Consider the following 26,926-nt stretch of genomic DNA (forward strand, 5'->3'; position numbering starts at 1 on the left):
TACTGCTATCCTGATCCTACAGTGAATTGTAGAGATCCTTATATATATTCGCCGAGTTATACCATGAGTAATCCTGTCTCATGCCACGCTCCTGGATTCCATACCATGCCTCTTTGTTGTTATAGTACACTTCCTTTGCATAGTTTATGGCATTGAGGAGCTCATATGCATCATAATTAGCAAATGAGAATCCTGTTCCTGTACCCTCGAACTGATTATAAGCCTCAACAGTATCTGCAAGACCACCTGTCTCTCTTACTACTGGAACTGTGCCATATCTGAGTGCCATGAGCTGTGTGAGTCCACATGGCTCAAATCTTGAAGGCACGAGCATCACATCGCAGCCTGCATACATCTTATGAGATCTCTCATCTGAATAATAGATGTTCGCTGATACCTTTGCAGGATGTATTCCCTGATAATACTTGAACATGTTCTCGTACTTGCCGTCACCGGTTCCGAGGACGATGAACTGTACTCCGTCACAGCATATATCGTTCATGATCCTGTCAACCAGATCAAGACCCTTCTGGTCTGTGAGTCTGGATATGATTCCTATTACAAACTGATTCTCATCCTGAGGAAGTCCACATTCCTTCTGCAGTTCGATCTTGTTGATCTTCTTGAGCTGTCTGAAGTTATCCACGCTGTAGTTCTTATATACCTGTGGATCTGTTGCAGGATTCCATACCTCGTAATCTATACCGTTGACAATGCCCCAGAGTGACTGCCATCTGGCACTTAAGAGCCCGTCAAGTCCCTCTCCATAATATGGAGTCTGTATCTCCTTGGCATATGTGTTACTTACCGTTGTTATCTTATCTGCATATACAAGTCCGCCCTTAAGCATGGAAGCATCCTTCTGGATCTCCAGCTTGTCCGGTGTAAATACATAATCAGGGAGTCCTGAATACTCCTGAATGGTCTTTATATCCCACTTGCCCTGGAACTGGAGATTATGAATAGTCATAACAGACTTCATGCTTGTATAGAACATATCTCCTGCAAACAGAGTCTTGAGATATACAGGCACAAGTCCTGCCTGCCAGTCATGACAGTGAAGTATATCCGGCTGGAAACCGATCGATGGAAGGATCGAAAGCGCTGCCTTTGAGAAATAACAGAACTTCTCGATATCCCACTTTACATCACCATAAGGTGTAAATCCGTTAAAGTAATACTCGTTATCTATGAAATATACCTTGACACCCTCATACTCCAGATACATAACGCCAACATAATCATTCTTGTAACCGATGTCCATATAAAAATGCGTTATATACTGCATCTTCTCCCTGTACTTGTTCGGAATACAGAGATAATTCGGCATGATGACTCTCACATCATACTCGTTCTTATCAAATATCTTTGGCAGTGTTCCAACTACATCCGCAAGACCACCCGTCTTTATAAATGGCACACACTCTGATGCTATATATGCAACCTTCTTCATCAAATAAACCCTCCATAACATTTAGACATTAAATCCTTGTACATTATATCACACGGGTATCCATAATTCAATAAATCAGTGTATCTATATTGTTGCATTTGCCACATTCCGCTGATATACTTTTAGCATGCAGCCGCACGCAGATACGGCTGGATCACAATCCAGAAAACAGGAGATTTTCAATGTTAGACATCACCATCACCGAGACCAGGGACTTCGTGAAGAAGCTTCTGATGGACAATACATTTGACCGTTTTCTCGCCATGGAGGCATTTGTAAAAAGCGGGATAACATACAGCTTTGACGGAAGGGTAAACAAGGATTTCTATGACAAGGAGGAGCTGGAGCTCATGGCTTCCACATCCTACGCCTCATGGGAGTCCATAAAACCACATGTATATAATGTTATAAGAGGAAAGAAGCTGCCACTGAGCTTCAAGATAGTGCTCGTGCTCTCCCAGCCGGACATCATGGATATGCTTGAGAAGAACCATCTCACCATACCTGTATCTGATGTGGCAAATCTCACCTTGAACGTCTACTATGACGGCATGAGCATACAACTCACATCCATGGCGACCCAGAACATATTCACCATGGATAAGACCCTTGAGCATGTGTGGGATGCGGAGATCAAGGATTTCCTGAAGACTGCCGGAATATATTTCACCGAAAGCTGATTTTTTGAAGAAATTTAATATGATTTTTGAAGATCCGGCACCTCATCTGATGCCGGATTTTTTACGCGCCGCCCCTGTTAGCACTCATTTTGTCTGAGTGCTAATTTTTTCTTGACTTTAGTTCCCAGCTGATTTATCATACCTTTTAGCCTGATGTGTCAGTGTACATTTCTATTAAGATTGAACACAGATCGGGGATGACACATCTTTCATTGAAAACCATTATATTTTAAGGAGATGTATACAATTATGAAGAACGGAAATTTATCGATCAACAGTGAAAACATTTTCCCTGTCATCAAGAAGTGGCTGTATTCAGACCACGATATATTTGTCAGGGAGCTTATATCAAACGGCTGTGATGCCGTGACAAAGCTTAAGAAGCTGTCTCTCATGGGCGAATTTGACGAGCCGGATGAGCCATATCGTATAGATGTGACCACAAGTGCCAACGACAAGACCATCACATTTACCGATAACGGTATCGGTATGACTGAGGCGGAGGTTGAGAAATATATCAACCAGATTGCTTTCTCAGGAGCCGAGGCATTCCTTGAGCAGTACAAGGACAAGGCAACAGAGGAACAGATCATCGGCCACTTCGGACTGGGCTTCTACTCCGCATTCATGGTTGCCGACAAGGTCACCATCGAGACAAAGTCATACAAGGACGGCGAGGACGCTGTATACTGGGAGTGCGAGGACGGCCTTGAATACTCCATGAAGAAGTGCATTAAGGCTGACCGAGGTACTACCATCACCCTTTATCTGAACGAGGACAGCTATGAATTTGCAAATGAATACAGGATCAAGGAGGTCATCGACAAGTATTGTTCGTTCATGCCTGTTGAGATCTACTACACCAACGCAGACGAGCCACAGGAAGATCCTAAGGATGCTACTGTAGACGTGGATGCAAAGGAAGTCAGCGACACAGCAGATAATGCTGAGGACAGCAAGGGCCCAGACGCAGACGATACAAAGGCCGAGGAGAAGAAGCCTGAAGCTCCTAAGCCACTCAACACCACTACCCCACTATGGGCAAAGCATCCAAACGACTGCACCGACGAGGAATACAAGGAGTTCTACAGAAAGGTATTCCACGACTACAAGGAGCCTCTGTTCTGGATACACCTGAACATGGACTACCCATTCAACCTGAAAGGTATCCTGTACTTCCCTAAGATCAATACACAGTATGACAACCTTGAGGGAACGATCAAGCTGTACAACAACCAGGTATTCGTCGCCGACAATATCAAGGAAGTAATTCCTGAGTTCCTCATGCTCTTAAAGGGATGTATCGACTGTCCTGATCTTCCACTGAACGTATCACGTAGTGCGCTTCAGAATGACGGATTTGTCAAGAAGATCTCAGACTACATCACCAAGAAGGTTGCAGACAAGCTGTCCGGCATGTACAAGACACACAGAGAGGACTACGAGAAGTACTGGGATGACATCAACCCATTTATCAAGTTTGGTTGTCTGAAGGATCTCAAGTTCCTCGACAAGATGAAGGACTTCTGTATATACAAGAATCTCGAGGGCAAATATATAACTCTCCCTGAGTATCTTGAGGCTGGAAAGGAAAAGTATGAGAACAAGGTATTCTATGTAACCGATGAGCAGGCTCAGTCACAGTACATCAATATGTTCAAGGCTGAGGGCATGGACGCGCTGATCATGACACAGACCATCGACAGCCCATTCATCACACTGCTTGAGCAGAAGAATGAGAATGTTCACTTCTACAGAATAGACGCTGAGCTCTCTGACAACTTTGTCGGCGAGGAGCTCTCCGAGGAGACTGCAAAGGAATACAAGGATAAGCTCACAGCTACATTTGAGAAGGCTCTCGACATGAAGAACCTGAATGTAAAGGTTGAATCCCTGAAGGATGAGAATACATCTTCTATCCTCACCCAGCCTGAGGAGACAAGACGTATGCAGGAAATGATGAAGATGTACGGCATGGCCGGTATGGATCCATCAATGTTCGGTCAGGGCGAGGGAGAGACACTCATCCTGAACAGCAACAACAAGCTTGTTAAATACGTTCTGGACAACCCTGACAGCGACAACACAGCTACGATCTGCTGCCAGTTATATGATCTGGCCGTACTTGCCAACCGTCCACTGTCAGCAGAGGCAATGACCAAGTTCATCGCAAGAAGCAACGAGATCCTTGGAATACTTACAAAGTAATATAATCTGTCTGCCGGTTTACGGCAGCAGATCTTAATGGATAACTAACACAACAAAAAGCAGCAGCCCGATATGTCTTTGATAGCATATCAGGCTGCTGCTCTTTTATTCTATTCCACTCCCTAGTGGGCAAGTATCTCCACTCCATGTTCTGTCATAACCAGTGTGTACTCCCACTGTGCCGATGGTGAGCCATCCTCCGTGTAGATAGTCCAGCCGTCATCTGCATCCTGATATACATCAGGGCCGCCCATGTTGATCATAGGCTCAATGGTAAACACCATTCCCGGAGCAAGCACATAATCCTTGCCAGGCTGTCCTATATGACTTACATAAGGCTCCTCATGAATTGCAAGACCTACTCCATGGCCGCCTATCTCACGGACAACCGAATAGCCCTGCTCCTGTGCAAATTTGTTGATGGCATATCCTATATCTCCTATGGTCACATATGGCTTGCTGCACACCTCAACACCTATATCAAGAGCCTTCTTTGTATCCTCTACAAGCTTCTTCCATGCGGGATCAACATTTCCCAGCATGAACATTCTTGATGAGTCTCCGAAATATCCCTTGTACTCTGTTGTACAGTCGATATTAACTATATCTCCATCCTGGAGAATAATGTCATCACTTGGAATGCCGTGGCATACCACATCATTTACCGATATACACACACTCTTAGGATATCCCTCATATCCAAGACATGCAGGAATAGCGTCTATGGACTTTGTATAGTTATAGATAAGGTCATCCAGCTCTCTGGTAGACACTCCTATCTTGACAAATGGAGTTATGTAGTCGAGCACAGATGTGTTGACCTTTGAAGCCTCCCTGATTCCCTCGATCTGCTCTGCGTTCTTGATCATCGCATGTGTAGGGATCTTGAATCCTCTGTTCTTCATATCCTCAAGCTTATCGTCAAGAGCCAGGTGACAGGCCTTGTATTTCTTACCACTTCCGCACCAGCACATATCATTTCTACCAAGTTTCATAATTAACCTCTTTCTTTATTGCATAATATTTTCATTACATACCTATGGTATTAGCCACAAATACTATAATACGTTTTTGAGAATAATTCCACATTTTAATATGATAAATATTGTCAATTATCCTCGTCTATCCCCAGATACCTGGCAACATATGTATAATACCCCGACTCTGTTATGTTGTCAGCTGCTGTAAATTTATCCGCGACATATAGCTGCATCGCAATGAAGCTGTCATCCGATACCTCCGCACCCGTGTGGGATGTCAGCGTGTCCGTGACTGCGTTATATTCAAATGCATCCGTTATAAAGCTTCTGTCCGGGAACAGCACCAGTCCTGTACTATCTGACAGGATATCCCTTCCTATGATGAGCCTCGAATCATAATCCACTCCCATGAGATTGAGCATGGTCGGCAGGATATCTATACTGCTGCACACCTTGTCAACTCTCACCGGCTTCTCCATCGACGCCGACCATATGACAAGTCTGCTCCTGTACGCCTCAAGACTGTTTTCAAAGTTCTCCCCTGCCAGTTCATCCACAACGTCCATATTGTCATACGGTACATGATCCCCCGCCAGGACGATAACAGTATTGTCCAGCAGCCCCTTCTTCTCAAGTCTCTTCATCATATATTCAAGCATCTTTTCCATTTCGTACTGGGATGCCAGATATGCCTTTGTCGTATCCAGGACATAGTTAAGGTCACTGACCACAGCCTTGTTCTTCTCCGCCATGGCATTTGCCGCACCGTATCCATATGGCACATGACCGCTGACCGTCAGGTAGTACAGGTGGAACGGCTGCGTCTCTGTATACTTGTCAAATGTCTCCTCCATCATGACAAGATCCGACTGAGGCCACATGTCCTGCCCGTTCTCGTCAGTCTGGTACTCAAGCCCATTACCGCTGGCTATCCACTCGTATCCCAGCGCCGGATGGGTGATATTCCTGTCATAATATGTATAGTCGTTGTCATGGAATCCGTAACAGCTATAGCCGAGTCTCTTGAGCGTATTCGCCATGGAAAACAGCATGCCATTCTCATTGTCGGCAGCCCTGCACATACTGAGGTATGAACCGTTCTTAGTCGGGCTTCCCATCAGGTTTGCATACTCTCCGCCTAATGTTGAACCGTACCATAGCGGCTGATAGTAATTTTCAAAGACAAAGCCCTCGTCCGCAAGTTTTGACAGTGTAGGGAACAGACCGGAATCAAGCGCATAGCCTGAGAACCCCTCCGCAGTTATCCATATGACATTATAGCCCTCGAACATACCTGTATATTCATTCTTATTTGTCGGGGGTATATTTGCAAAATATTCGCTGAGCGATGAAACCGCATCATTTCCCGCAAGGTCATTTATGGCATCAAAATCCAGATCCAGGACATTCGGGGATGTGTCGATCACAACCTCCTCTGTGGTCGCTTCCGCGACATCCACCGTCTCGGTGGTAATCTCCTGCATCGTTGTGCTCTCTGTGGAGGCAAGTGAGTCGATATCGACCTCACCACCCGAGGCAAAATTTATCCTGCTCTGTGCTGAGCTCTTGCCTGCGATACCCTCTCTGACATCCACCACAAAACTCTCCATGACGCCGAGCTTTTCAACAGAGAGATCAACCGATGTATATTCCTTGTATAAATTGTACGGACTGTACACATCCGAGTCCACAGCCCACATCACAAACAGTGTTGTGGCATACACTAGAGCTGTTCCGGCGGCACCTATGAGGTTCACCCACCACCTTCTCCTGTCAAATGCCATAAATGTCCATATGCACACGATCATTATGAGCACCGGGACAGCCAGAAGAATAACGTCCACTATCTGTGCCTTTATATTGGATATGACCGTGTCCGCATTGTCCACAGCCTGATTGCCGAATTTTATGGTTCCAATAACAGACAGATAGTTGTTGAAGACCGAATGATATACGTACTGGGCGATGAAGATCACACCCGTAAACAACGTGAACAGCGTTGCAAGTATCTTATTGATGACCGGCGGAAAAAATCCTGTCAGCACGCCGAACACGCCTCCAGCCACCACCGCAAATGCTATTATAGCGGCTATGTTTCCATCATCCAGGCTGAAATTCATGCCGTGAAACAGCAATTCATAATACAGGATCAACACAGTGAACAGTATCCACCCCGACCATTCTCTGAAATATTCCCTTACATCCCCAAACATCGCCTTAAAAAACTTTATCATACGTTGAAATCTCCCATATAAACAAAAAAAATAAAGATATGGCCCTTAACTCCATATCTTTATTTTATATAATATTTTAAGACTTTTTACAATATTTTAAGATATATTATATCTACTTTACACCGTACTGATCGTAGTAAGCGTCGATAGCGGCCTTAAGGGTGTCATCTATGATAACTCTTCCCTTATACTCTCTGTTGTAAAGATGCTCCACTACCTCTGCCATTGTTACGATAGCTGTTGTCTTGATTCCGTAGTTCTCCTCGATCTCTGTCAGCGCACTCTTCTCGCCCTGGCCTCTCTCCATTCTGTCTACTGAAACCACAAGACCCATGACATCCACGTCGCCCTGTGCCTTGATGATAGGAAGTGTCTCCTGAATAGATGTTCCGGCTGTTGTGACATCCTCGATGATGACAACCTTATCGCCATCCTCTATAGGACTTCCAAGGAGTATTCCCTTGTCGCCGTGATCCTTTACCTCTTTTCTGTTTGAGCAATACTTGATGTCCTCATCGTACATCTCTGCTATGGACATAGTTGTCGCAACTGTGAGAGGTATTCCCTTGTATGCAGGGCCAAATAACACATCAAAGTCCAGACCGAACTCTGCATTTATAGCCTCAGCATAATACTCGCCAAGTCTCTTGAGCTGGGCACCTGTTCTGTAAAAGCCTGTATTGACAAAAAATGGTGTCTTTCTTCCACTCTTTGTAACGAAATCTCCAAACTTGAGTACGTTACAGTCAATCATAAATTCGATAAATTCCTGCTTATATGCTTCCATTTTAATAAAACCTCCTGTATTTACAGGGGTTCCGGGGAACCCCTTATTCTCAAAATAGCCTTACTACACACTTACTACACACTTTTGAGCTTACACAGCCTTTTCCATCTTCATCATCTCTGTAAACAGTGTATCCTCTGTCACATGACAATACAAATCCATTGTCATCTGCAAGGAGCCATGTCCGAGAATCTTCTGTAATGTCTTTGGCTGCATTCCGTTCTCAATTGCTCTGGTTGCAAAAGTATGTCTTAAGCAATGTGGTGAAAACATCTCATAGTCAGGATGCTCTTTTCGAATCCGGTTTACAATGGCACCGATTGCCTCCTGCACTATGAACTGTTGTGTAGGTCTGTTGTTTTTCGTAACAAACACCAAGTCCCTGTACTGTTCCTCTGTTTCGATTCCCTTAAAGAGAATCTTCTGTTTTTGAATGCGCTGTCGTTTCAATGCCTCCAACGCCCTCGTGGTTAATGGAATCGTTCGTCTTCCATTCTTGGTCTTTGCATCATGCATCTCAAAAATGTACTTACCATCTTTTTGAAAATAGCACAATGTGTGACGCACATACAGTACCTTCTTGTCAAAATCAATGTCCTTCCACTGAACACCACAAAGCTCTCCAATACGCATTCCGGTTTCTATGGCAAGCACAAACAGATTATAGTAGAAACTACTCTGTGCCTCACCTAAAAACAACTCTGCTTCACTTACTGTCAGTACACGTCTTTCCTTCTTATCTTCCTTGGAAATCACCGTGTTTAATTGCTTTGCAACATTTTTTGTAAGTAAATCAGAGTCGATTGCTTTTTCCAGCATATCCACCGGAATCTTTTTCGTGTTCTTTCTGGCATTATCAGAAACAAGCTCATTGAGTGCATTCTGCATGATAATCAGGTTCAATGATGTCAGCTTACGCCACCCAAGCTCCTTCTGTATCCGCTTATAATGTGTGGCATAGGATTCCCTAGTGGAATTCCTGCAATTCTTCTTACAGGTATTCATCCAAATCTCATACCACTCATCAAGGGTTACATCCTTGGTGACAACATTCAGTGCCTTCTCATCCTCATACTGTTCCTCACGCATCCTTTTACGAAGTTCATTCAGATTGCTTGCGTATATGGTCTGCGTCTTGCCGAAACGATTCACAAATCGTCCCTGATAAAGTCCATCACTCTTTCTCTGTGTAATGCCTTTACCAAGTTCTTTACCTTTTATGGATTTACCCATATCTGCCTCCTTCCAGCGTGTATATACGTTGAAAGGAACCATCAGTCCACCCAATTGTAGCATATACACACTTAATTTTCAATTAGTTTCATGGTTATTTAATAAATTCATTGTCTTTTTATGAATCAAATTTCCTAGCATCCAATCTGATTCAAAAGCCATTCATCCAGCTTGCCCTTGTGAGCATACAGTCTGTTTCCGATGCGAACCGCGAATACATCAGCATTTTCAGCCAACAACTCACGTGCCTTTGTCTGACCAATCCCCAAATAAGAGCAAAACTCTTTTACAGTCAATAAAGCCTTATCCTTCATTCTTCTACCTCCTCAAAATCCTATTTCTAAGCCAAACACAAATAAATTTCTGTTTTTTCTCCAAAAATATAGAACATTTGTTTGTGTCATATTATAATGGTTATGCGCATACCATTTCTTTTCAAAAGTAATCGTTTCTTATCAAAAACTATTACTCTCTCACTTATAGGAGATTTAGAAGGGGTTTTGCGGAAGTGTTTTTAAAAAAAGTTGCAAAAAATTTTAAATATGTATATACAAGGCAGGTTTTACGGATAAATGAACATTAGAAAACATCAGGAATTGATGGACTTCTGGGAATATTCTCATAACTTCGACAGCGAAGACGGAGCCTTTTCCATAGATGAGGATATTACCTTTGAGGCATCCCAGCAGGAATTACAAATTGAATTAGAGCATTTTAATGAAATGGATTTGGAACAGGAATTACATCCCATAAAAGATGATAATTTCCAGCCGAAGGATGAGCACCCCAATAAGACCATGTTAAAAAAGGAGCTTCGTGCCATTGCTTTAAAGCGACTGGAGGACGGTGCCCGCACTGTTTCGGATTTTGAGGAAGTGATAAGGGAATGGGACCTATTAGATTCCAACAGAGAACGCAAGGAGCGATATCACGAAATCGGCAGAGAAAACCTAGACAGCAAGAAGGATGTGGCACCACTTGCCATTGTTATCCCGGCTCCCATCAATCATGCTTACTGGCGACAGCTTATGAAAGGGGACTATATAGACATTATCTCTAACTGTCCTTTTGAGATGCACAACTCCCTTTCCGATGAGGACTATTCCAAGATTATTTATGACTTAAAGGACGACCATAAGGAGTTGATATACTTCCTATATCTTAGAGATTTCACTACCAGTCAGCTTGCTGCTTTACGTAATCAGAGCGACAGAAATATCCGTGGTGTCCGCTCTACTATTCTTGGTCAGATTGAGAAAAAGGTTCTTATGATACTGGTGGACAGGCAGGGAGAGGATTTTCCTTCTACCAATGGTAATCTTACCATGGAAGAACTGGACTTCCTATTAAGACATGAAGAAGAGATCCCGGCTACTATGGAAAAACTGGATAAAGAAAAGCTGGCTCTACTAAAGGAAATCGGTGTAGTGGTAAGAAGAATTGCCAGAGAACAGGAAAACCAGGCAAAGGAAGAAACCAAGAAACGCAAGAAAAATAATCGATCGGATCGTAAAAAAAAAGTTTAAATATGCATACAGACGTGCTATGATAGTAATAGTTTTTGCACAGAAAGGAATTACTGTGAAGAATATCTTTCAGAAATCCAGTTCCAACTGGGTGAAATATGATAAATACGAATGGCGAACAGCCGCAAACGGAAAGTGTTATATTACACCTTCTGCGGATGCCAAGCCATCCATCTACAATCCTATCAAGGATTATGAGAAGCTGGTGCTGACCGCAATTAACATCGGTACTACTGCCATGAACAAGGCAAGTGAAGTTGAATTAAAAGAAGCCATTATGAGCTTTGTATCCGAATACGGTATGCTGGGACTAATGACTGCCCTGCCTACCACACCGGATTTTATTACATATGAGGCAGTCTATCTGCCAAAGAATCATTTTATCAAGGAAGGAAGCATCTCTACAGAGAAGTATCTGTCCTACTTTTTCCCTTTTGACAAGATTGATTTTCGCAAGAAAAGTGTGGAATCAAGTTGGAGTACTGACTGCGTAGAGATGATTGCTTTAATTATGACCATGAAGAATAAGCCGCAGGCTGTTATGATGAGTTTTCAGAATGAATATGCCGAGCCCTATGAATGGCTTGTGGAAGTATTCCGTGACTGGGCATTTACCTTCTTCTCCAGCTTTCTTTATTATCTGGACTACGACAGACTGGATAAGAATGAACGTAACCTATACCGTCAGGGAATGGCTGCTTTCGGCGGTGTGGCACCTACCTACCGCATAGAATTGCGGGAACGCCCTACCATTGTCTGGGACTTCAATTCCTTATTGTTATGTGTACAGATGATGTTTTCCTTTATGCTGACGGATGAAAACTCCACCATGAAGGTATGTAAGCACTGCGGCAAAGCATTTGTTGCCACCAGACCGAATATGGAATTCTGCTCACCACAGTGTAAAAACCAATACAATGTGTATAAAAGCAGAGCCAAAAAGAACGATACACCAACATAGGAGGACTGCGTATATGAATCATTCCAATATTATTATGTACACAACCGAAGACGGTTTGACGAAAATAGAAACTACCTTTGAGGATGATACTGTGTGGCTTTCCATTGACCAAATGGCAGAGCTGTTTCAGCGTGACAAATCAACGATATCACGTCACATCAAAAATATTTTTGAAGAGGGAGAATTACAGCGCATTTCAGTTGTTGCAAATTTTGCAACAACTGCCGCCGACGGAAAAACCTACAATGTCGATTACTACAATCTCGATGTAATCATCTCCGTAGGCTATCGTGTAAAATCCCACCGTGGTACACAGTTCCGTATCTGGGCTATGAGAATATTAAAAGAATACATGAAAAAAGGATTTGCATTAGATGATGACCGCTTAAAAAGACTTGGCGGCGGCAATTACTTTGACGAATTGCTTGCCCGTATCAGAGACATCCGCTCCTCTGAAAAGGTATTTTGGAGAAAAGTTCTGGAAATCTATGCTACCAGCATCGATTACGATCCTAGTGCAGAAAGCTCCATCCTATTCTTTAAGCAGGTGCAGAATAAGATGCACTGGGCAGCACACAAGCACACAGCTGCAGAAGTTATTTACCAGCGTGCCGATGCTGAAAAAGATAATATGGGACTTACCTCATGGGCTAGTGACACCATCCGTCGCCCCGATGTAGAAATTGCAAAAAACTATCTTACCCAGCAGGAATTGGATGCTTTAAACAAGATAGTTACAGCCTATCTCGATATCGCCGAGGTACACGCTCTCAATCAGGAACCAATGTATATGAAGGACTGGCTGGAAACCATTGACGATTACCTGAAAATGACCCGCCGTGATATTCTTACCAGTAGCGGTCACATCAGCCACAAGCAGGCACTTGATAAGGCTCATGCCGAATACACCAAGTACAAGAACCGCTTGGAAAACACCATTTCCCCAGTTGAACAGGACTTTATCAAAAGCATTGGTACATTGGAAGAGATTGCAGATTCCGACAAGAAATAAATACCCAAAAATACTTCAGGCGGGCCTAAACAGCCCGCTTGCAACAAAATCAACTTCTTGGATTTCCTAAATCAAATTTAGCAATCGCTTCATCCAAGATTCCGCTCCATTCAGCCAATCCGCATTCATTAAATTTCTGAATCTCGGAATTAATCACGTCTAACAACATTTCCAGCTTTATTTGGTTCCGGATTAGGCTTTGAATATAACCAATGGTTTATAAAAACAGATTTTTCACTCATCTTATTTCTCATGCTCCTATGTTTTATCTCATCTCGGCACACACCATTTCACCCTTAGAATTTACATCCACATCTATCTCATGTCCACCAAATACATAACCATCATCGTATCCTACAGTATAAGAGCCATTCTGATTCACAAATATATATTTCATTCGACCCTTTAATGCGTCTGCAAATTCTTCCGGTGTAGAAAAATGAATTTCGCATTCATCTTCATATTCTTCCACGCACTCCAATGCAGCATCATACAGATCCTCATCAGATGCAATATACGATCTAAACACCTCATCCTTTGAAGCAATATGCTCTGCAAAATCTCTGGCAACAGTCAAAGGCTTTTTCCAAGTTGCCTTACTGTCCCACTCTACCTCAATATAAATTGTGATGTCATTACCTGCAAAATCATACTTACCTTCAAACAGACCTTCCGATTTTTCTAACACTAATTTCCCCAGCACCTCATCCTCTAAGACAATTGGTGCCAGATACTTTTCCTGATTTTTATCAAGCTTTGTTCCGGATGCATTTTCTTCCAAAACCTCTCTGATGTACAGAAATGCAAGTTCTCCGAAGTAACTATACTGTAATCTTCCTGCCACCTTATAAATGACACCCTCTTTAAATCTGTTAAAATATCCGCTGTTTTTCTCCTGTGCATCATGTTCCTCGTTAGGTATAGGCCATGTCATAACCTTTATCTTCTTCACCATACTGGCAGCGTTTATATCATAGATTGCAACAGCAGAACGTGTAATAATATAATACTTGTGACTCTTGTCCCATCTGGACGAGTCACCTTTTCCAACAAGAACGTAATATATGCTCTCCTCACCCTCAAATTTATTATCTTCCTGATAGATTTCATGTATATCCATAGTCGCTCCTCCACAATAATCAAATCTATTTATGCCGTTGTACACCAAAATATATAATAAAACATTTCCTTTGTTTCTATAACCCAAGCATTGTCAAAATCTGTTATAGTACCTGTTAAGGTTTTTATGGGTTCTCCTATTTCAAAGGATACTTTTCGATTCATTCCCTCAATAATTTCATGTAGCCATTTTACAACATCGTCTGTAGCATCTACAAAAACACAGTTTTTATATTCTTCAGCATCACAAGAAAAATCATTCTTTATCTGATAGTCCAAAGCTTTTTGAATAAATTCATCAATGCTTGATGTTTCATTTTTTCCTGCAACTACTATACATAAAGTCTGTTCTGAAACCTCGCAATTAAAGGCAAGATTACCAAATTCTATTCCGAACATTTAATCACTCCAATCCATAAATCACAACACTGCAACATACCCAACCTGTAGTTCCTTACAATAAATCGGAGGCGATATATTTCGAATCGCATAGTGCAGACATATCAAGCGCTAGCGCTTTTGCAACTGCTGTCAGCACAATATCAGTAGCACCGGTATATGTATATCTGTCTTCCGCTAATGACTCATAATACTTTACAAGCTTTCTGTGATGCTTGTCCTTTACAGTGTTCAAATGTCTTAAAAACAAGTCAGTTCTTTCTGCATCAGGAGCATTGTAAACATCTACAATCCCTCCATTTTCTTTACTAAAATCTCCGAAATACCCCTTATCCCTATAATAAAAACCTTTGGAAGAATAACACTTTCCTTCAAAATATAAATTACGGATAATATCCAGACGAATATCTATGTATTTTTCTTCAACCATTTTTGTTTTAATAAAATCCACTTGCTCAGAATCAACATCAAACAAATATGCTAATGAGAGTAAATTAGCCACATCGTCATATGTTAGGTTCCCTTCACAGTACAGAACCTTCTGTTTATCATTTTCTATATATTCCAAAACATCATGCTTTATCTCATCAATTTCATACCCCAATTGATATTTAATCAAAATAACAGATAATAGCTTTAAGCCTATTGCAATATGAAGTCTTGAGGCATTCTCTTGGTTAAGATTATCTTTATATCGATTAATTCTTTTTTCAAGATTTTCTAATTCTTTCTGATAGTATTCCTTTGACTTAAAATCATCTTTTATTCTATTCATAATTTTATCCCTTCATTCCGACTAATAAATTTTTCTTAATACTCTCCCGGACATACTTCTATTCCCAACGAATATTTTACCTCATTCAATAGCTCTTCCTCAGTTAAGTTATACGGAAAAGGCTCTGCATCCTCCATAGCATTATTCATAAGTTCATCATATGTTCCATACTCTATCACAATAAATGGTTTATCCGAAAAACAAACTTCATCCACTCTATAATACTGTCCATTATACTCAAAAGTCGGTCTGACAGAACTGTTTTTCACAGCATCATTTCCTCTTCCGTCAAGAAATGACACCACAAACCGTATTGCGGCTCCGTAAAATCATATTGCAATGATTTCTCCCAATCCTTTGCATTCAAAAGCGTTAAAATATTCTTATCTTCTCCATTTGTTCGGTATGTGCTGCAGCGACACTTCATGCCATGAAATTCTACAATCATTTTTTTACATCCTTACTATTTTTTGTTCAACCATATTACTCAATTTTAGCCTCTACCAAAATATAAAACTTATATTCCTCGTTCTCAATCCACATGGAAGTCTTTGTAATTTGCACATTTAAAGGGCACTGGTCATCAAATACCGTATAACATTTCGTTCCCGAGCCCTGATATACAGCCTCTCCGTAATATTCCTTTTTCATATATGTAAGCTTCAGCTTTAATGCTTTATCAAAAGTAGACCATGCATTCGAATCATTTTTCAGATATGACTCCTTGCACCTTTCTGCTTCCATTACCATATCCGAAAAATTCAACAGCTCGATTTCTGTATTTTTATCTATTTTTAATTTTGTCTTCTTAAAGCCATTTATCACCTTTACCTTTGGAACAGATGGCACTTTTGCTTCTACTTCTGCTTCAAAAGAAACGTTTTCTCCACATTCCTCATTCCAAAACACATTCGCCTGACCGGACCATTTTACCTTAATCAAATCCTGCGTAACATCTAAAATATCAATTTTTCCTGATGTGACATCCTCGTGCTCTAGCACATACAAAGTTCCTGCCTCTTCGCCCTTGTTATTATAAGCCTCATTCCATTCAAAGCTTTTTCCTATTAATTTATTTGGTTCTTTTACTCCGATATGAAAACCATTATTATGATACAATCTAATGGTTCTAAGCTCATAATCCAAATCTTCACCCTCATAGCTTCCGTCTATATCCAGAAACATGATTAATGATTTGTTATCTTCTGACATCTCAAAACCTACATTAGCAGCAGTGATTTTATATTCATAATTATTCAGTTTCAAATACATATCGATCCCTCCCGGCATTGTGTTGCTAAATTTCTAATTTTTCATTTTGAGATAAAATGTACTCCACTGGATTTTTGCAAAACCGATTTGCTCTTGATTTTTTCATAACCCCAATTATCTCTTCCATTCGTGGTGAGTAAATCTTATCTCCCACAAGAAACATTGCACCGATTTCTTGTACATATTCAATCACTGAAATTAAGTTGGTTTTCGTAAGACTTCGCAAATCCAATCGACAGCTTATTTCATCTAATATGTTATCAATGTATATGAACTCTATACACGTTTCATCCGATTTTCCATACTGGATAATGTCTTTTGACCAACTATCCTCCTGTTCAAGAAACTTAAGATTATGCGGTGGTTGAGGTATCCCTTTCCACGAAATCATTTCATCATGACTTAATCTATCAAAATTTAATCTTGCCGGTATAATATTGCATTGAAACTGCCATATCGCCATGTTAAGTCCACCCACTATCATCTATGTTATAAACATAGAATTAAAACATTCTCTCTGTATCCGTCAAGTAAACATCCTCTCCATACATACGGATAAGTTGTGCATCTTCCTCCATTAATGCCTCCACCAGCATGCGGACATTAGCCTCTGTAAGTTTTTCAACAAAAATAAACGGCGATCCGGGTTTAAGGAATGGCACATTATCTTTTTTCATAAGATACGCCACATTATCCGGAGTAGCAACAACAAATGTATATTGCTTCCCATTCTCAGTTTGAACAAGCACATCCATATTATCATTATCAGGATTGATACTGTCAAACGCTGTAGGAAAAATAATATTGTAATTCATAAGATTCTCCCTTCGTATATGAGTCTCACCTTATACTTTTCATGAAATAATTATCCAATAGCCTTCTAATATAGGATGGTGTCACAGGTACTTCCGAATCAAACGGTGGATATTCCAGATTTATCTTCTTATCTTCTGACAAAATGTGAATTCTTAATCTTCCATTATCATCAGCACGCACAAACCAATAGAATATATTTCCTTCATATTCTATTTTTCTTTTCCCTTTCTTTGCAACCATACTCAAAACCACCAATCCTATTAAACCATTTTTTTAATTTCTCCATACCAGCTCATCAGCTCTGACACAGGTGATATTCCACTCTTGGTATAGTTGTCATAACGATAGGATGCATCGAATTTATGCGTAGCAACATCAAATTCCAGCTTATATTCATTGGGACATTTTTGTTGATAACTATCACACAATTCAACCAGCTTATTAATATCTTTTGTTCCAATTGATAAAAACTCGTCAGAAGCTTCATCATCAGCAAAATTCCCCGCGGGTATAACATCGTTTCCTTTCACGAAAATGGCATTAAACATTTTCTGTGATGTATCTTGGTAAATGTAGATATATATTTTATCAACATTTCCGTTTGTATACTCCATACATAGAGATACAAACTCCGCCTGTAAATCAGTAAACGCGTCTTCAAAACCTTTCATCACAATTTTCTCCTTTATCCACGTATTTTCTCCAGTTCAAATTTTAAAACACAATCTCTCCAAGGTCCGGATAGCCCTTCTTAAGCACATCCATATTCCTTTTTAGCAGCGATAGTTTATCCGGCTGATTACTCTTAAAATAATCCGTAATAACTTGAAGTAGTGAAAGAATTTCCTCTCTTCGGTATGTGGATTGTGATATAGTCGCTATGGCGTAATAATATCCTTCCACCGGCTCCACTTTATTCTTCCCATCAGAGAACGGATACCTATTTTCTTCCAATGCTTTCATAATCACATCTACGATTCCACATCCTCTGAAAAAGGTAACATTCTCTGGTAGTCCTTTAATTTAATTGGTGCATGACTAAAAGAAGCTATCTTCTTACAATACTTCCAGATCTTTTCCTTATTGGTGTCGTCTGTATGAGACATAAGGATATAGGTCATAGGCTTTGTAATTATCATTTTTCTTTTGTCATCAAATATACCCTGTGCCTGTAATTCTTTAAATGATAACATTTCAAATGTATGTATAACCTCTCTCATTTCCTCTATTGTAGGCGCTGTATCCTTCATTGTATTTACCTCCGTTTTAGGCTATTTATAGCACTTTTAAAGCTTCTATCATTAATCACTCAACTTCATGTAATCATCTACTGGAATTCCACCCATGCAGATGATTCGTACATCATCCCATCTTTCTTTTAATGATTTTCCTCTATAAATTGTTGCATTCACTAATTCATCTGCTGTTAAAAATTCCGTTCCATTAGGAATATCACACAATCCAGCCCAGTAGGGTTTATCGTACTGTGGAAGGCAACCTATATAGTGTTCTGGTTCACTTATTTCATCAACAAAATAGAAGGATGTTTCATTCATAATTTTGCCTTTTCTCAATTCTGCCAAGAAATAGTTAAAATCTACAGTATTCAAATTATATTCTGTATGGTCCATATACTATATCCTCATAATAAACAATCATCACCGACGGCAACAAAATCAAAACCAAATCAGATGGATAACAAAAATCCGACCACTTTGTACAAAAAAGATTAATTGGCAATTGTAAACCATTTTCACAGTCATAATATATCAATATCTTGTCCACATTTAATTCACTAAAAAATGTTTCAAAAGCTTCTCTGGTTTTATCTTCATTCTCTCCCCACTGGCAATCTTTAATTAATACTGGAGCGCTATGATGAACTATATCGTTTATGTATGCACTCTCTTGAAATATTTCCTTTTCACAAATCCGAATCCATTCCTTCTCTACTTCATCCTTGGATATAACACTTATTGTAGATAGTTCCTGTTTAGATAACACTGCATATTTTTCATCGCTAAATCTCCAATAATATTTGAAATCTTCAATACTCAAATAATCACCTACTTTTTCTGCAATTCCCTTAACTCATCAAAGGAATAATCCCTATAATTTTCACCCGGCTCCAGAATAGAATTTGTCGTTGCCGGAATCACCTTTAGCAATTCATTCACATCAATATCTTTCGGAAACGGAACAATATCCCCGTGTTCATTTTCGTCCTTATGTGCACAGAAGATAAATTCTCCAGTCTCCCAATTGATAGCAAATGTGTTCATATTTCCAACAGCATCCATATCCATCAGTTCTTCATGATTTGCTATAAAATTTTCATATATAAATTCATATAATGCATCCTTATCGATTTTAATGATTCTACATTCATTGTCCTTCATCTGTCACACCTCACAACAGTTTTTGAAATCTGCATATTATATCCACTCTCCATAAAACCATATATTCGATTTCGTATAATAGTCTTCATCATTGAGTTCTTCTATATATCCAATCTCAGGCAACTTTGTCATGATTCCTCTTTCTTTCGCAAAGGAACGCTTATCATCCACTCTCGTCCATATCTGATAAGGTCCTTTCCTGTCCCAAAAGGAATTATAATACTCCTCATCATAGAAAATAATAATCTGGGATTCCCGTACATCCGGATAGGTTATAGCTGCTACTACCTTACAAAATGGTAAATCCTTCGGCTTGTTACCGATAATTTCCTCGGTCTTTTCAAGCCATTTCTTACAAAATGCAGTCTTAATCTTACCAGAGGTTTTAGGTTTCGAAAGCCATGGTCCGCATGGTACGTGAAAATGCTCGTATGAATCCTCTGTATCTTTGAAGGGCAAATCATTTGCATTTTTAAATGGATCTATTTTATCCATCCATCTTAACAGTCTTTTAAATTTTCTCTGATGTCCTCTGGATTTGCTTCGAATCATATATATTGACATTTTGCTTTCCCTTCTGTATCTTATCTGGCGCCATCCATCCACGAACCATATGCCTGACTTTCAATGTATTTTAAATTCAGCTTTTCATATTCCTCTATGGCATCACACAATCCCCTGTCGTAAGATTTACACAGCATCATTACATTATCATTTTGATAATAATCTGTATTTATGCGTACTTTCTGCCTGGTTTCCTTGGGATTATAATAGATGACATATTTCTTATCGCAATACTCCGGTGCAATGGTTTGACCTTCTGTAAGTATATTTTCCAGCTGTAACTTAATATAATTTCCCATATCAATCCCCCTAAGGCCGTCCCTGCTCCACAATCATCTCTACATTTTCAAACACATCCACAAACACCTGCTTTGCTCTTTCCAAAAGCTTATGACATACCTCCGGTTCCTGAAACAAAAAGCTTACACGCAACTCTATTCTTTTTACATCAGGATATTTTTCTTCATATTGTTTGGAATCTATGTACCAAATATAATTATTGAGTTTCTCCTGCAACAACAATAAATGTCGATTCATATCTGACCAGTCCATTCCATCTGCAAGAAGAAGTATCAAACTTGAAGTTTCCTGTTCATACGCCAAGCCATCTATGGTATCTGTATTTTCAACGTTCAGCTTATTATTGTTATTCTCTAACTCCATATCATCACCTATTCCATTATTTTCCGTATTTCCTCTGCATTTTCTTTCAAATAGCGATATTCACTTTTATCCGCCAAATCCAAATATTTTTCAAGTTCAGCCGAATGAATAATATGCAACACATGAAGTACCACAATCTTTTGGTACTCTGATGCATAAGCATCATCCTTATATTTATCTCTCCACCAAAAATCTATTGCATACTCCTCGGCTTTGTCCGGGTAAATATAAGCTAAGGATTGCAAAGCAAGACGCTGTGTATACTCATTATCAACCTGCAAAAAATCGAATATCAGCTCCCTTATTTCATCCTTACCATTACAATCCTTCAGACTCTCTGCGAATTGCCACTTTGCATTTATGTAATCAGTAGACAACACTTTCTTGCATAATAATTCGTACCACTCAGGATAATCTAATAACATTGCTACAATACGGCTACATTCGTTATCCCTTGCAATCCCAAATAAAATATCATCAAGCATCTGCTTCGAAGCTTCATCACAGGACGTGGTCTTAATTATATCAAATATAACATCACACATATCGTCAAATTCATTTAAGTCAATCTCCCATTCCCCATTGTCGCGACTTTCGCTCCAATCCGGATAGTCTTTATTCGCTCTTTTTATAAATTTGGCAATACACTTATGCAATTTTCTTTCATAATTATCAAACATATCTTACCTACCAATCAATAGCTTTATAACACATACAACTACGCTACTTGTACAACCTACACTTTACCATGTTCAGGAGGTTCATTCCACTTATATTTTCTATATTTTTTATTAAAGGGCGAACTGTAAATTACAACAATTCGCCCACAACATAACAATATAGCAAATATTACGTTTTAATAATTACTACCTTGTTTCTCTACTCTTCTGTACGCTGATACTTCTCGAATCATCTCTTACACCATAGTATTTCTTACGATACTGATATTCAGCCATAAATTCATCATACACAGTCATCTTATAACGGATACTATTCATCTTCTCTCTCGTATATCCCATACGCTGACAGTAAGCATTATATTCTGCTGTATAATCATCTGTAGGCACAGGTAGAAGCGAAGCACGTTCTTCCATAGACAGCTTAGTATAATCAATCGTTTCCGGAAAAACCTCTGTATCTTCTGATACTTTTTCTTCTGTCTCAGGAATTTCAACATCTGCTTCCTCTGATACTACAATAGCCAGTAGCTCGTCTATTGAAGCAGTCTGAATAGCTGCGATCTTAGAATCCTCTACAGTCTCAGAAATCTGCTCTTGTATTGCTTTCTCTGCGTCCTTCACTTCCGCAAATTCCTCATAAGACATAATATCTTCCTTTGCCATCTCCAAAGTCACATCTGCTGTATCTTGGTATTTGATATCTTCCAAATAATCCATATACTCCCACTTCCACTTATGGGTAGAACTGGAAAGCTGGCTTAACACCATATCCCAAAGTTCTACTGCTCTGGCAGCTTTTTCATGATACAGTTCTACTGCCTGCTGTCGCTCAAACTCATCTTTGGTCATAACCGGTGCTGTAAGCTCCCCTTCCATGAATCCGGCTGCATCATTTACATTTATAAACTGTGATTGCAGATAATCCACATAGTCTTTATTCCAGTCCTCTCTTGCAAGCTCTTCACTACAATAATCCTGACAAATACGATTTCTGTCAAATGCCAGTTTTCTTTTCCGCGCAAGAAGCTCTCTCTGCTTCTGCTCCTCCTGTAGCTGTTTCTCCTTCCTTGCAGCCTCTTCTCTGGCAAGTGCCTCTGCTTTTACCCTTGCTACTTCCTCAGCAATGCGACGGGCTTCTTTTTCCGCATTACGCTCTGCCACAACCTTTGCAATTCTTTCTACAAGGTCAGCTTTGCCATAACCTTCTCCCAGCTTATTTCCTCGAATACCCTGCTTCATACCCGACGTGGAAAATGTCACTGTTTTATTCGTAACACGAATCTTCCAGTTATACATAAATTGCAGACATTCAACCATTTGCTCAAAGGAATCCACGAAAGGCAACAGCTTGTCTATGGTATCCCGAATCAATTCTCTGTTAGAAGTGACACCAACACCGTCCTTGGCATTCTGATTCATCAGATTCTTTTCCACCCAGTAGTTGTCCGTGTGCTTCTTAGCAAGCAAATCTACCTGTCCTAAACCCAGTCGGATACACTTCTCCATTACCCACTTTTTTGCATGGAACATCATCTTCCCGGTGCTTTTGTGCTTACAGCCCAGCTTCCATTCACAGGGTTTCTCATGCCACCTGCTCTGCTTTCCGGCATACTTTCTGACAGAATTGATAACCATGTGAACGTGCATATTCTGACTGCCATTGTGACCATCCGGATGAACTGCCACCACTGCCTGATGCCCCGGTGCGAATACCGAAAGCCATTGCTTGCCAAATTCCAACGCCTGCTCTATGGTAATGGGATCATTTGGCTCAAAGCTGATGATATAGTGATGCGCCTTTACATCCTTTACGGAATTATTCTTGCCATACAGACGATTGACCTCGATACATTCTGCACCAAAGCTGTCCACATCACAGTTCACACCTACAATCAGATAATTCTCACGCTCTTGTATTCTGCCTTTTTCATCCAACACAGGCTTGTTGGTATATTCATCAAACTGGCAGGTAAGATACTCCACCGCCGAAGAATAAAATCGGTTCTTTACTGAGATATGCTTCAAAATCGCCATTAACCTTCACCATCCTCTCCACTTTTGCGCCTACGCTTCTTTCCACAGGCAACATCCTCCAATGCAGGAAGTATTTTAAATTTCAAATCCAACAGCTCCCTTATGGCTTCCTTCAGTTCATAATAAATGCTGTAAAAATCTCCGCCACCATTTAAGTGCTTTGCTATCTGGTTCAGGTTGGAACCAATCTTGCCCAGCTGCATGGAATACTCCTTCAGCAGACTGGTATCACCATAACAAGGAAGCTTTCTTCCTAATGCACACCGTCTGATATATTCCGAGGTGCTAAGCCCGGTCTTTCTTGCCTTCGCTTCAATCTCTTCCTTATCCTCTGCCGAAATACGCATGGACATCAGAACCATATTCTCTTTCTTTTTATCTGTATTTCTCATAAATTCCTCCATTCCGATACACAAAAAAGCAGGTAAATAAATACCTGCTCCCTCGTACCTACAAAATATAAATTTTTAATTGCTACTCCAATAGAATAATTAAACTGCCGGATACGTCAGAAGATTTTCCCCGATGCAGATTCTGCATCTCCCCTCCCGTGCATAGCCTCGCTCCCCTAAGGTCGCTCACCAATGCGCTCGTTGCACTCACGGATATTTCCTTTAGCAGTCTGTTGCGGCTCGTTATAATTCGCTCGCCGAATATATGGAAATGTGTCATACACCTGTCTTACAGAAATCTGCTAATCACATTTCTCATAAGAAATCCTGCTATAGCCTCCGCATCATTTTCCTTAAGAAATCCTTCTTTCGCTGATGCGTGCCGACCTAAGTCGGCATGGGCTCCGGATACGTCGCATAAGGTAGAGCAAGTTCCGCCCTGTATATACACGGGCAGGAACTTGTTGGGGATTTGACATCCCCAAGCCCTAGCTTTTTCGCCTTATGGACATAAAAATAAAGCCTGCAAGCAGACTTTATTTTTTGCCAAAGGCTTGGCTGGCTTCGTAAGAATTTCGTATCACAGCTTTTCCCATAGAAAAAGAACTGTCTTACAGATAAGGTCATTTCCTCATACAAGGCACCTTTTTGTAAGACAGTCCGTCATACTGTGATTTTTCATTTTCTTACTCATCATCCATATCAAACAGACTTCCAAGCATATCTTTTGTGGCACTATCCATAGCATTGGAAGTATCTGCGGCAAGTTCATTATCGGGAACCGTTGGCTCCGGCACATTAGCTGCTACAGCAGAAGGCATTACATTCGGTACAGCAACTGTCATACCATTAGGAACTGCACCAGACATCGGCAACGTAGCCATAGGAACAACTCCCATATTCATCTGCTGAGCCATTGCTCCCAGAACTCCGGCAAACATATTGTTAGCCATATTCTGTGAGGACTCCTGCACCACCTTGGTAAATTCCTCTGCCATGCTTTTGATTGCCTGCTCCATCCATTCTGTGGTTTCCTTTTCCCGAATGCCCCTTTGCTCACTTTCCATAGCAGAAAACAATGCCTGCTTGATAAGCTCTGTCTGATTCAGATATCCCGGCTGGCTGGATTTTGCCTCCAGCCACGCAAGGATTTTTCTGTCACTTTCACATTTCGGATTCAACCGAAAAGATATTGCATTTCCCATAAAAGCCTCCTATCCCAGATTTTCTGCAAGATAACGGTAGCCGATGGCATTGGCTTTCACATCCGTTACATACTGGATGTTTCTGCCCTGCGCTCTGCCAAAACGCTTCATCACACAGGCGCCACCGCCCACATACACAATATTCTCATGCATTAAATCCACCTTAATCTCCCGAAGCTTCGCTTCCACCTCGTCTGCATACTGCTGTAAGCCCTTCTCAATAAAAGGGATAAAGTCAGCATTTACATTGGACTGCTTTCCACGGATAACATCAACAATGTCATCCTCCGGCATTTCACACTTTAACTTGGGAAGGGCTTCCTTTTTGATACGCTCAATGGTGGTAATCAGTCCAAGCTCATAAGTACAGGCATCCTTATCCATAGGGATTCTGTCACGGACGCTTAATATATCCAAGGTCCAGGAGCCCAAGTCCACACATCTGAGTCTGTCCATATCTCCCATACGGTTCGCAATAGCTGCATAACACTGGGCATAAATCTTTACCTTATCCATGAAGAAAGAATAATGCACTCCCTCAAAGGTAAAAGAAATACGCTCCTTATGCCACAGATAATCACGAAACTCCTTACGCTCCGCACCAAACAAGGTCAGAGGCACACCTGCATATAATTCCACATGAGAAGCCGCTGTCTTACCCTGATACTGCAATTCCTTGGCAATCCCTGCAAGGGTCAGCAGAAAATAGTTCTCATTCTCTGTCTTGGTTGCCTGCTTTCCAAGTCTGCCCTGTCCTACGATATACTTTTTCCCTTTATACTCCAAAAGTCCGTTCTTGGTAAGAGGCTCATAATCCACCGGAACTATAGAAGTCTCCATAAAAGTATGCTCGCCCTTAATGGAACTCCAGCCATGATCCAGTGCAATTTTAACAGGTGCCATAGTTGTTTCAGTCATAAATAAATTTTCTCTCATAAAATCCTCTCTTTCTCCGGCATAATAACCGGTCTGCATAATATTTTTGTTTTGTGTTGCAGTCGCTCCTGCATTAGTGATACTTGTAAACAATCTCTCCATAAATAACCTCCTCCGCAAGCTGTTTTGCCTGCTCTCTTATTTTCCACATTTCCATAGTGGAATGTGCATCCTTTGGCTTATGCTTCACCAGATACTTCTCTACAATCCTATCTAACATCTCATAAGCCTCCTCATTTACTTCCTTTGCCCTAATCAGAAGCTGACCCAGCCTAATATGATGACGATACCTGTCAGGGTGGTTTTCCTTCATATAACAAATCCACAGATGACCGTATTTTCCGATATCGGCGGCTGCTACAACCGAAGCCGTATCGGATTTCGTATCAGTATCATCCATACCGATATTCGGATACAAAATACCATCCACCTCTGTATAAGTACCTCCCAGCTTCTCAAACAATGAAATTTCATTACTCATAATCTTAACTCTCCTTCCATAATCCATTTGAATTTTTGATAATAAAAAAAGCCCACATACCTGCATTTCTACAAGTACATGGACTTATACTTTTATCATCCTCATCTAATGATTCCT

35 protein-coding genes are annotated in these 26,926 nt (G+C 40.6%); 5 read left to right on the plus strand and 30 right to left on the minus strand.

Annotated features, from left to right (window positions below; all coding sequences use genetic code 11):
- Positions 1-16: 16 nt before the first annotated feature.
- Positions 17-1,453 carry a glycogen synthase GlgA gene (glgA, locus tag AB5150_RS05585; RefSeq protein WP_015534807.1) on the minus strand — a complete coding sequence of 479 codons (1,437 nt, stop codon included), beginning with the start codon at positions 1,451-1,453 and terminating at the stop codon, positions 17-19.
- A 182-nt stretch (positions 1,454-1,635) separates the two neighbouring features.
- Here glgA and AB5150_RS05590 point away from each other — a divergent pair, with 182 nt between their 5' ends.
- Together AB5150_RS05590 and htpG are read left to right on the plus strand one after the other, a co-directional pair.
- Complete coding sequence (locus tag AB5150_RS05590; protein WP_015534806.1) at positions 1,636-2,133, plus strand: DUF5721 family protein; 498 nt, start codon at positions 1,636-1,638, stop codon at positions 2,131-2,133.
- A 249-nt stretch (positions 2,134-2,382) separates the two neighbouring features.
- Positions 2,383-4,341 (plus strand): molecular chaperone HtpG, encoded by a 1,959-nt coding sequence (htpG, locus tag AB5150_RS05595; RefSeq protein ID WP_349818302.1) that lies wholly within the window; start codon positions 2,383-2,385, stop codon positions 4,339-4,341.
- 122 nt (positions 4,342-4,463) lie between these two features.
- Here htpG and AB5150_RS05600 read toward each other — a convergent pair whose 3' ends face one another.
- The 5 genes from AB5150_RS05600 to AB5150_RS05620 all read right to left on the minus strand — a co-directional run bounded on the left by AB5150_RS05600 (position 4,464) and on the right by AB5150_RS05620 (position 9,889).
- Positions 4,464-5,336, minus strand: coding sequence for a methionyl aminopeptidase (locus AB5150_RS05600; RefSeq protein ID WP_055273503.1), 873 nt, complete (start codon positions 5,334-5,336; stop codon positions 4,464-4,466).
- A 113-nt stretch (positions 5,337-5,449) separates the two neighbouring features.
- Positions 5,450-7,555, minus strand: coding sequence for an LTA synthase family protein (locus AB5150_RS05605; protein ID WP_349818300.1), 2,106 nt, complete (start codon positions 7,553-7,555; stop codon positions 5,450-5,452).
- A 112-nt stretch (positions 7,556-7,667) separates the two neighbouring features.
- Positions 7,668-8,342, minus strand: a complete 675-nt coding sequence (pyrE, locus tag AB5150_RS05610) for an orotate phosphoribosyltransferase (protein ID WP_055144715.1) — start codon at positions 8,340-8,342, stop codon at positions 7,668-7,670.
- A 90-nt stretch (positions 8,343-8,432) separates the two neighbouring features.
- Entirely contained in the window at positions 8,433-9,575 is a 1,143-nt protein-coding gene (locus AB5150_RS05615) for a tyrosine-type recombinase/integrase (RefSeq protein ID WP_055144718.1), read from the minus strand.
- 134 nt (positions 9,576-9,709) lie between these two features.
- A complete protein-coding gene (locus tag AB5150_RS05620) occupies positions 9,710-9,889 on the minus strand; it encodes a helix-turn-helix domain-containing protein (protein ID WP_015534801.1) in 180 nt (59 codons plus the stop codon).
- Positions 9,890-10,147: 258 nt separating this feature from the next.
- Here AB5150_RS05620 and AB5150_RS05625 point away from each other — a divergent pair, with 258 nt between their 5' ends.
- From AB5150_RS05625 to AB5150_RS05635, 3 genes are read left to right on the plus strand one after another with little or no spacing between them, the layout of a single operon-like run.
- Positions 10,148-11,101 (plus strand): hypothetical protein, encoded by a 954-nt coding sequence (locus AB5150_RS05625; RefSeq protein ID WP_117549080.1) that lies wholly within the window; start codon positions 10,148-10,150, stop codon positions 11,099-11,101.
- 55 nt (positions 11,102-11,156) lie between these two features.
- The gene (locus AB5150_RS05630; protein WP_055144724.1) at positions 11,157-12,062 is read left to right on the plus strand and encodes a hypothetical protein; all 906 of its coding nucleotides are present in this window, start codon (positions 11,157-11,159) and stop codon (positions 12,060-12,062) included.
- Positions 12,063-12,075: 13 nt separating this feature from the next.
- A complete protein-coding gene (locus tag AB5150_RS05635) occupies positions 12,076-13,074 on the plus strand; it encodes a virulence RhuM family protein (RefSeq protein WP_055144727.1) in 999 nt (332 codons plus the stop codon).
- A 265-nt stretch (positions 13,075-13,339) separates the two neighbouring features.
- Here the strand turns inward: AB5150_RS05635 and AB5150_RS05640 are convergent, their stop codons facing one another.
- From AB5150_RS05640 to AB5150_RS05755, 24 genes are all read right to left on the minus strand, one after another.
- Positions 13,340-14,194, minus strand: a complete 855-nt coding sequence (locus AB5150_RS05640) for a DUF2262 domain-containing protein (protein ID WP_015534800.1) — start codon at positions 14,192-14,194, stop codon at positions 13,340-13,342.
- Positions 14,195-14,223: 29 nt separating this feature from the next.
- Entirely contained in the window at positions 14,224-14,592 is a 369-nt protein-coding gene (locus tag AB5150_RS05645; protein ID WP_055144730.1) for a hypothetical protein, read from the minus strand.
- Positions 14,593-14,647: 55 nt separating this feature from the next.
- Positions 14,648-15,367 carry a PoNe immunity protein domain-containing protein gene (locus AB5150_RS05650; RefSeq protein ID WP_055144732.1) on the minus strand — a complete coding sequence of 240 codons (720 nt, stop codon included), beginning with the start codon at positions 15,365-15,367 and terminating at the stop codon, positions 14,648-14,650.
- 35 nt (positions 15,368-15,402) lie between these two features.
- Positions 15,403-15,636 carry a hypothetical protein gene (locus AB5150_RS05655; RefSeq protein ID WP_055144735.1) on the minus strand — a complete coding sequence of 78 codons (234 nt, stop codon included), beginning with the start codon at positions 15,634-15,636 and terminating at the stop codon, positions 15,403-15,405.
- Entirely contained in the window at positions 15,633-15,815 is a 183-nt protein-coding gene (locus AB5150_RS05660) for a hypothetical protein (RefSeq protein WP_055144738.1), read from the minus strand. Before AB5150_RS05660 ends, AB5150_RS05655 begins: the two co-directional genes overlap by 4 nt.
- A gap of 35 nt (positions 15,816-15,850) precedes the next feature.
- The gene (locus AB5150_RS05665) at positions 15,851-16,639 is read right to left on the minus strand and encodes a hypothetical protein (RefSeq protein ID WP_055144741.1); all 789 of its coding nucleotides are present in this window, start codon (positions 16,637-16,639) and stop codon (positions 15,851-15,853) included.
- Positions 16,640-16,664: 25 nt separating this feature from the next.
- The gene (locus tag AB5150_RS05670) at positions 16,665-17,102 is read right to left on the minus strand and encodes a hypothetical protein (protein WP_055144743.1); all 438 of its coding nucleotides are present in this window, start codon (positions 17,100-17,102) and stop codon (positions 16,665-16,667) included.
- 40 nt (positions 17,103-17,142) lie between these two features.
- Positions 17,143-17,454 (minus strand): hypothetical protein, encoded by a 312-nt coding sequence (locus AB5150_RS05675; RefSeq protein WP_055144746.1) that lies wholly within the window; start codon positions 17,452-17,454, stop codon positions 17,143-17,145.
- Between the two features lie 25 nt (positions 17,455-17,479).
- A complete protein-coding gene (locus AB5150_RS05680; protein ID WP_055144749.1) occupies positions 17,480-17,695 on the minus strand; it encodes a hypothetical protein in 216 nt (71 codons plus the stop codon).
- Between the two features lie 20 nt (positions 17,696-17,715).
- On the minus strand, positions 17,716-18,126 hold the full coding sequence (locus AB5150_RS05685; protein WP_055144752.1) for a hypothetical protein: 411 nt from the start codon (positions 18,124-18,126) through the stop codon (positions 17,716-17,718).
- A gap of 43 nt (positions 18,127-18,169) precedes the next feature.
- Entirely contained in the window at positions 18,170-18,418 is a 249-nt protein-coding gene (locus AB5150_RS05690) for a hypothetical protein (RefSeq protein WP_133300871.1), read from the minus strand.
- A gap of 8 nt (positions 18,419-18,426) precedes the next feature.
- Positions 18,427-18,705 carry a hypothetical protein gene (locus tag AB5150_RS05695; protein WP_055144758.1) on the minus strand — a complete coding sequence of 93 codons (279 nt, stop codon included), beginning with the start codon at positions 18,703-18,705 and terminating at the stop codon, positions 18,427-18,429.
- A 51-nt stretch (positions 18,706-18,756) separates the two neighbouring features.
- Positions 18,757-19,086 (minus strand): hypothetical protein, encoded by a 330-nt coding sequence (locus AB5150_RS05700; protein WP_238050222.1) that lies wholly within the window; start codon positions 19,084-19,086, stop codon positions 18,757-18,759.
- Positions 19,067-19,513, minus strand: coding sequence for a hypothetical protein (locus AB5150_RS05705; RefSeq protein ID WP_055144761.1), 447 nt, complete (start codon positions 19,511-19,513; stop codon positions 19,067-19,069). The genes AB5150_RS05700 and AB5150_RS05705 overlap by 20 nt, the downstream gene beginning before the upstream one ends.
- Positions 19,514-19,521: 8 nt before the next feature.
- Positions 19,522-19,854 (minus strand): hypothetical protein, encoded by a 333-nt coding sequence (locus tag AB5150_RS05710; protein WP_238050221.1) that lies wholly within the window; start codon positions 19,852-19,854, stop codon positions 19,522-19,524.
- Positions 19,855-19,890: 36 nt separating this feature from the next.
- Complete coding sequence (locus tag AB5150_RS05715; RefSeq protein WP_055144767.1) at positions 19,891-20,418, minus strand: DUF3916 domain-containing protein; 528 nt, start codon at positions 20,416-20,418, stop codon at positions 19,891-19,893.
- A gap of 20 nt (positions 20,419-20,438) precedes the next feature.
- Positions 20,439-20,717, minus strand: a complete 279-nt coding sequence (locus tag AB5150_RS05720) for a hypothetical protein (RefSeq protein WP_055144769.1) — start codon at positions 20,715-20,717, stop codon at positions 20,439-20,441.
- Positions 20,718-20,727: 10 nt separating this feature from the next.
- A complete protein-coding gene (locus AB5150_RS05725; RefSeq protein WP_117874275.1) occupies positions 20,728-21,081 on the minus strand; it encodes a DUF6572 domain-containing protein in 354 nt (117 codons plus the stop codon).
- 8 nt (positions 21,082-21,089) lie between these two features.
- Positions 21,090-21,761 carry a hypothetical protein gene (locus AB5150_RS05730; protein ID WP_055144775.1) on the minus strand — a complete coding sequence of 224 codons (672 nt, stop codon included), beginning with the start codon at positions 21,759-21,761 and terminating at the stop codon, positions 21,090-21,092.
- A gap of 186 nt (positions 21,762-21,947) precedes the next feature.
- Entirely contained in the window at positions 21,948-23,795 is a 1,848-nt protein-coding gene (locus tag AB5150_RS05735; protein ID WP_015534769.1) for a relaxase/mobilization nuclease domain-containing protein, read from the minus strand.
- Positions 23,795-24,187 (minus strand): plasmid mobilization relaxosome protein MobC, encoded by a 393-nt coding sequence (gene mobC / locus AB5150_RS05740; protein WP_015534770.1) that lies wholly within the window; start codon positions 24,185-24,187, stop codon positions 23,795-23,797. Before mobC ends, AB5150_RS05735 begins: the two co-directional genes overlap by 1 nt.
- Positions 24,188-24,873: 686 nt before the next feature.
- On the minus strand, positions 24,874-25,392 hold the full coding sequence (locus AB5150_RS05745; protein ID WP_015534771.1) for a hypothetical protein: 519 nt from the start codon (positions 25,390-25,392) through the stop codon (positions 24,874-24,876).
- Positions 25,393-25,401: 9 nt separating this feature from the next.
- Positions 25,402-26,430, minus strand: coding sequence for a ParM/StbA family protein (locus AB5150_RS05750; protein WP_015534772.1), 1,029 nt, complete (start codon positions 26,428-26,430; stop codon positions 25,402-25,404).
- The gene (locus AB5150_RS05755) at positions 26,402-26,809 is read right to left on the minus strand and encodes a TnpV protein (protein ID WP_015534773.1); all 408 of its coding nucleotides are present in this window, start codon (positions 26,807-26,809) and stop codon (positions 26,402-26,404) included. Before AB5150_RS05755 ends, AB5150_RS05750 begins: the two co-directional genes overlap by 29 nt.
- Positions 26,810-26,926: the final 117 nt, after the last annotated feature.

Source organism: Coprococcus sp. RTP21281st1_F1_RTP21281_210402, from assembly GCF_040915325.1.
Taxonomy (GTDB): Bacteria; Bacillota; Clostridia; order Lachnospirales; family Lachnospiraceae; genus Coprococcus; species Coprococcus aceti.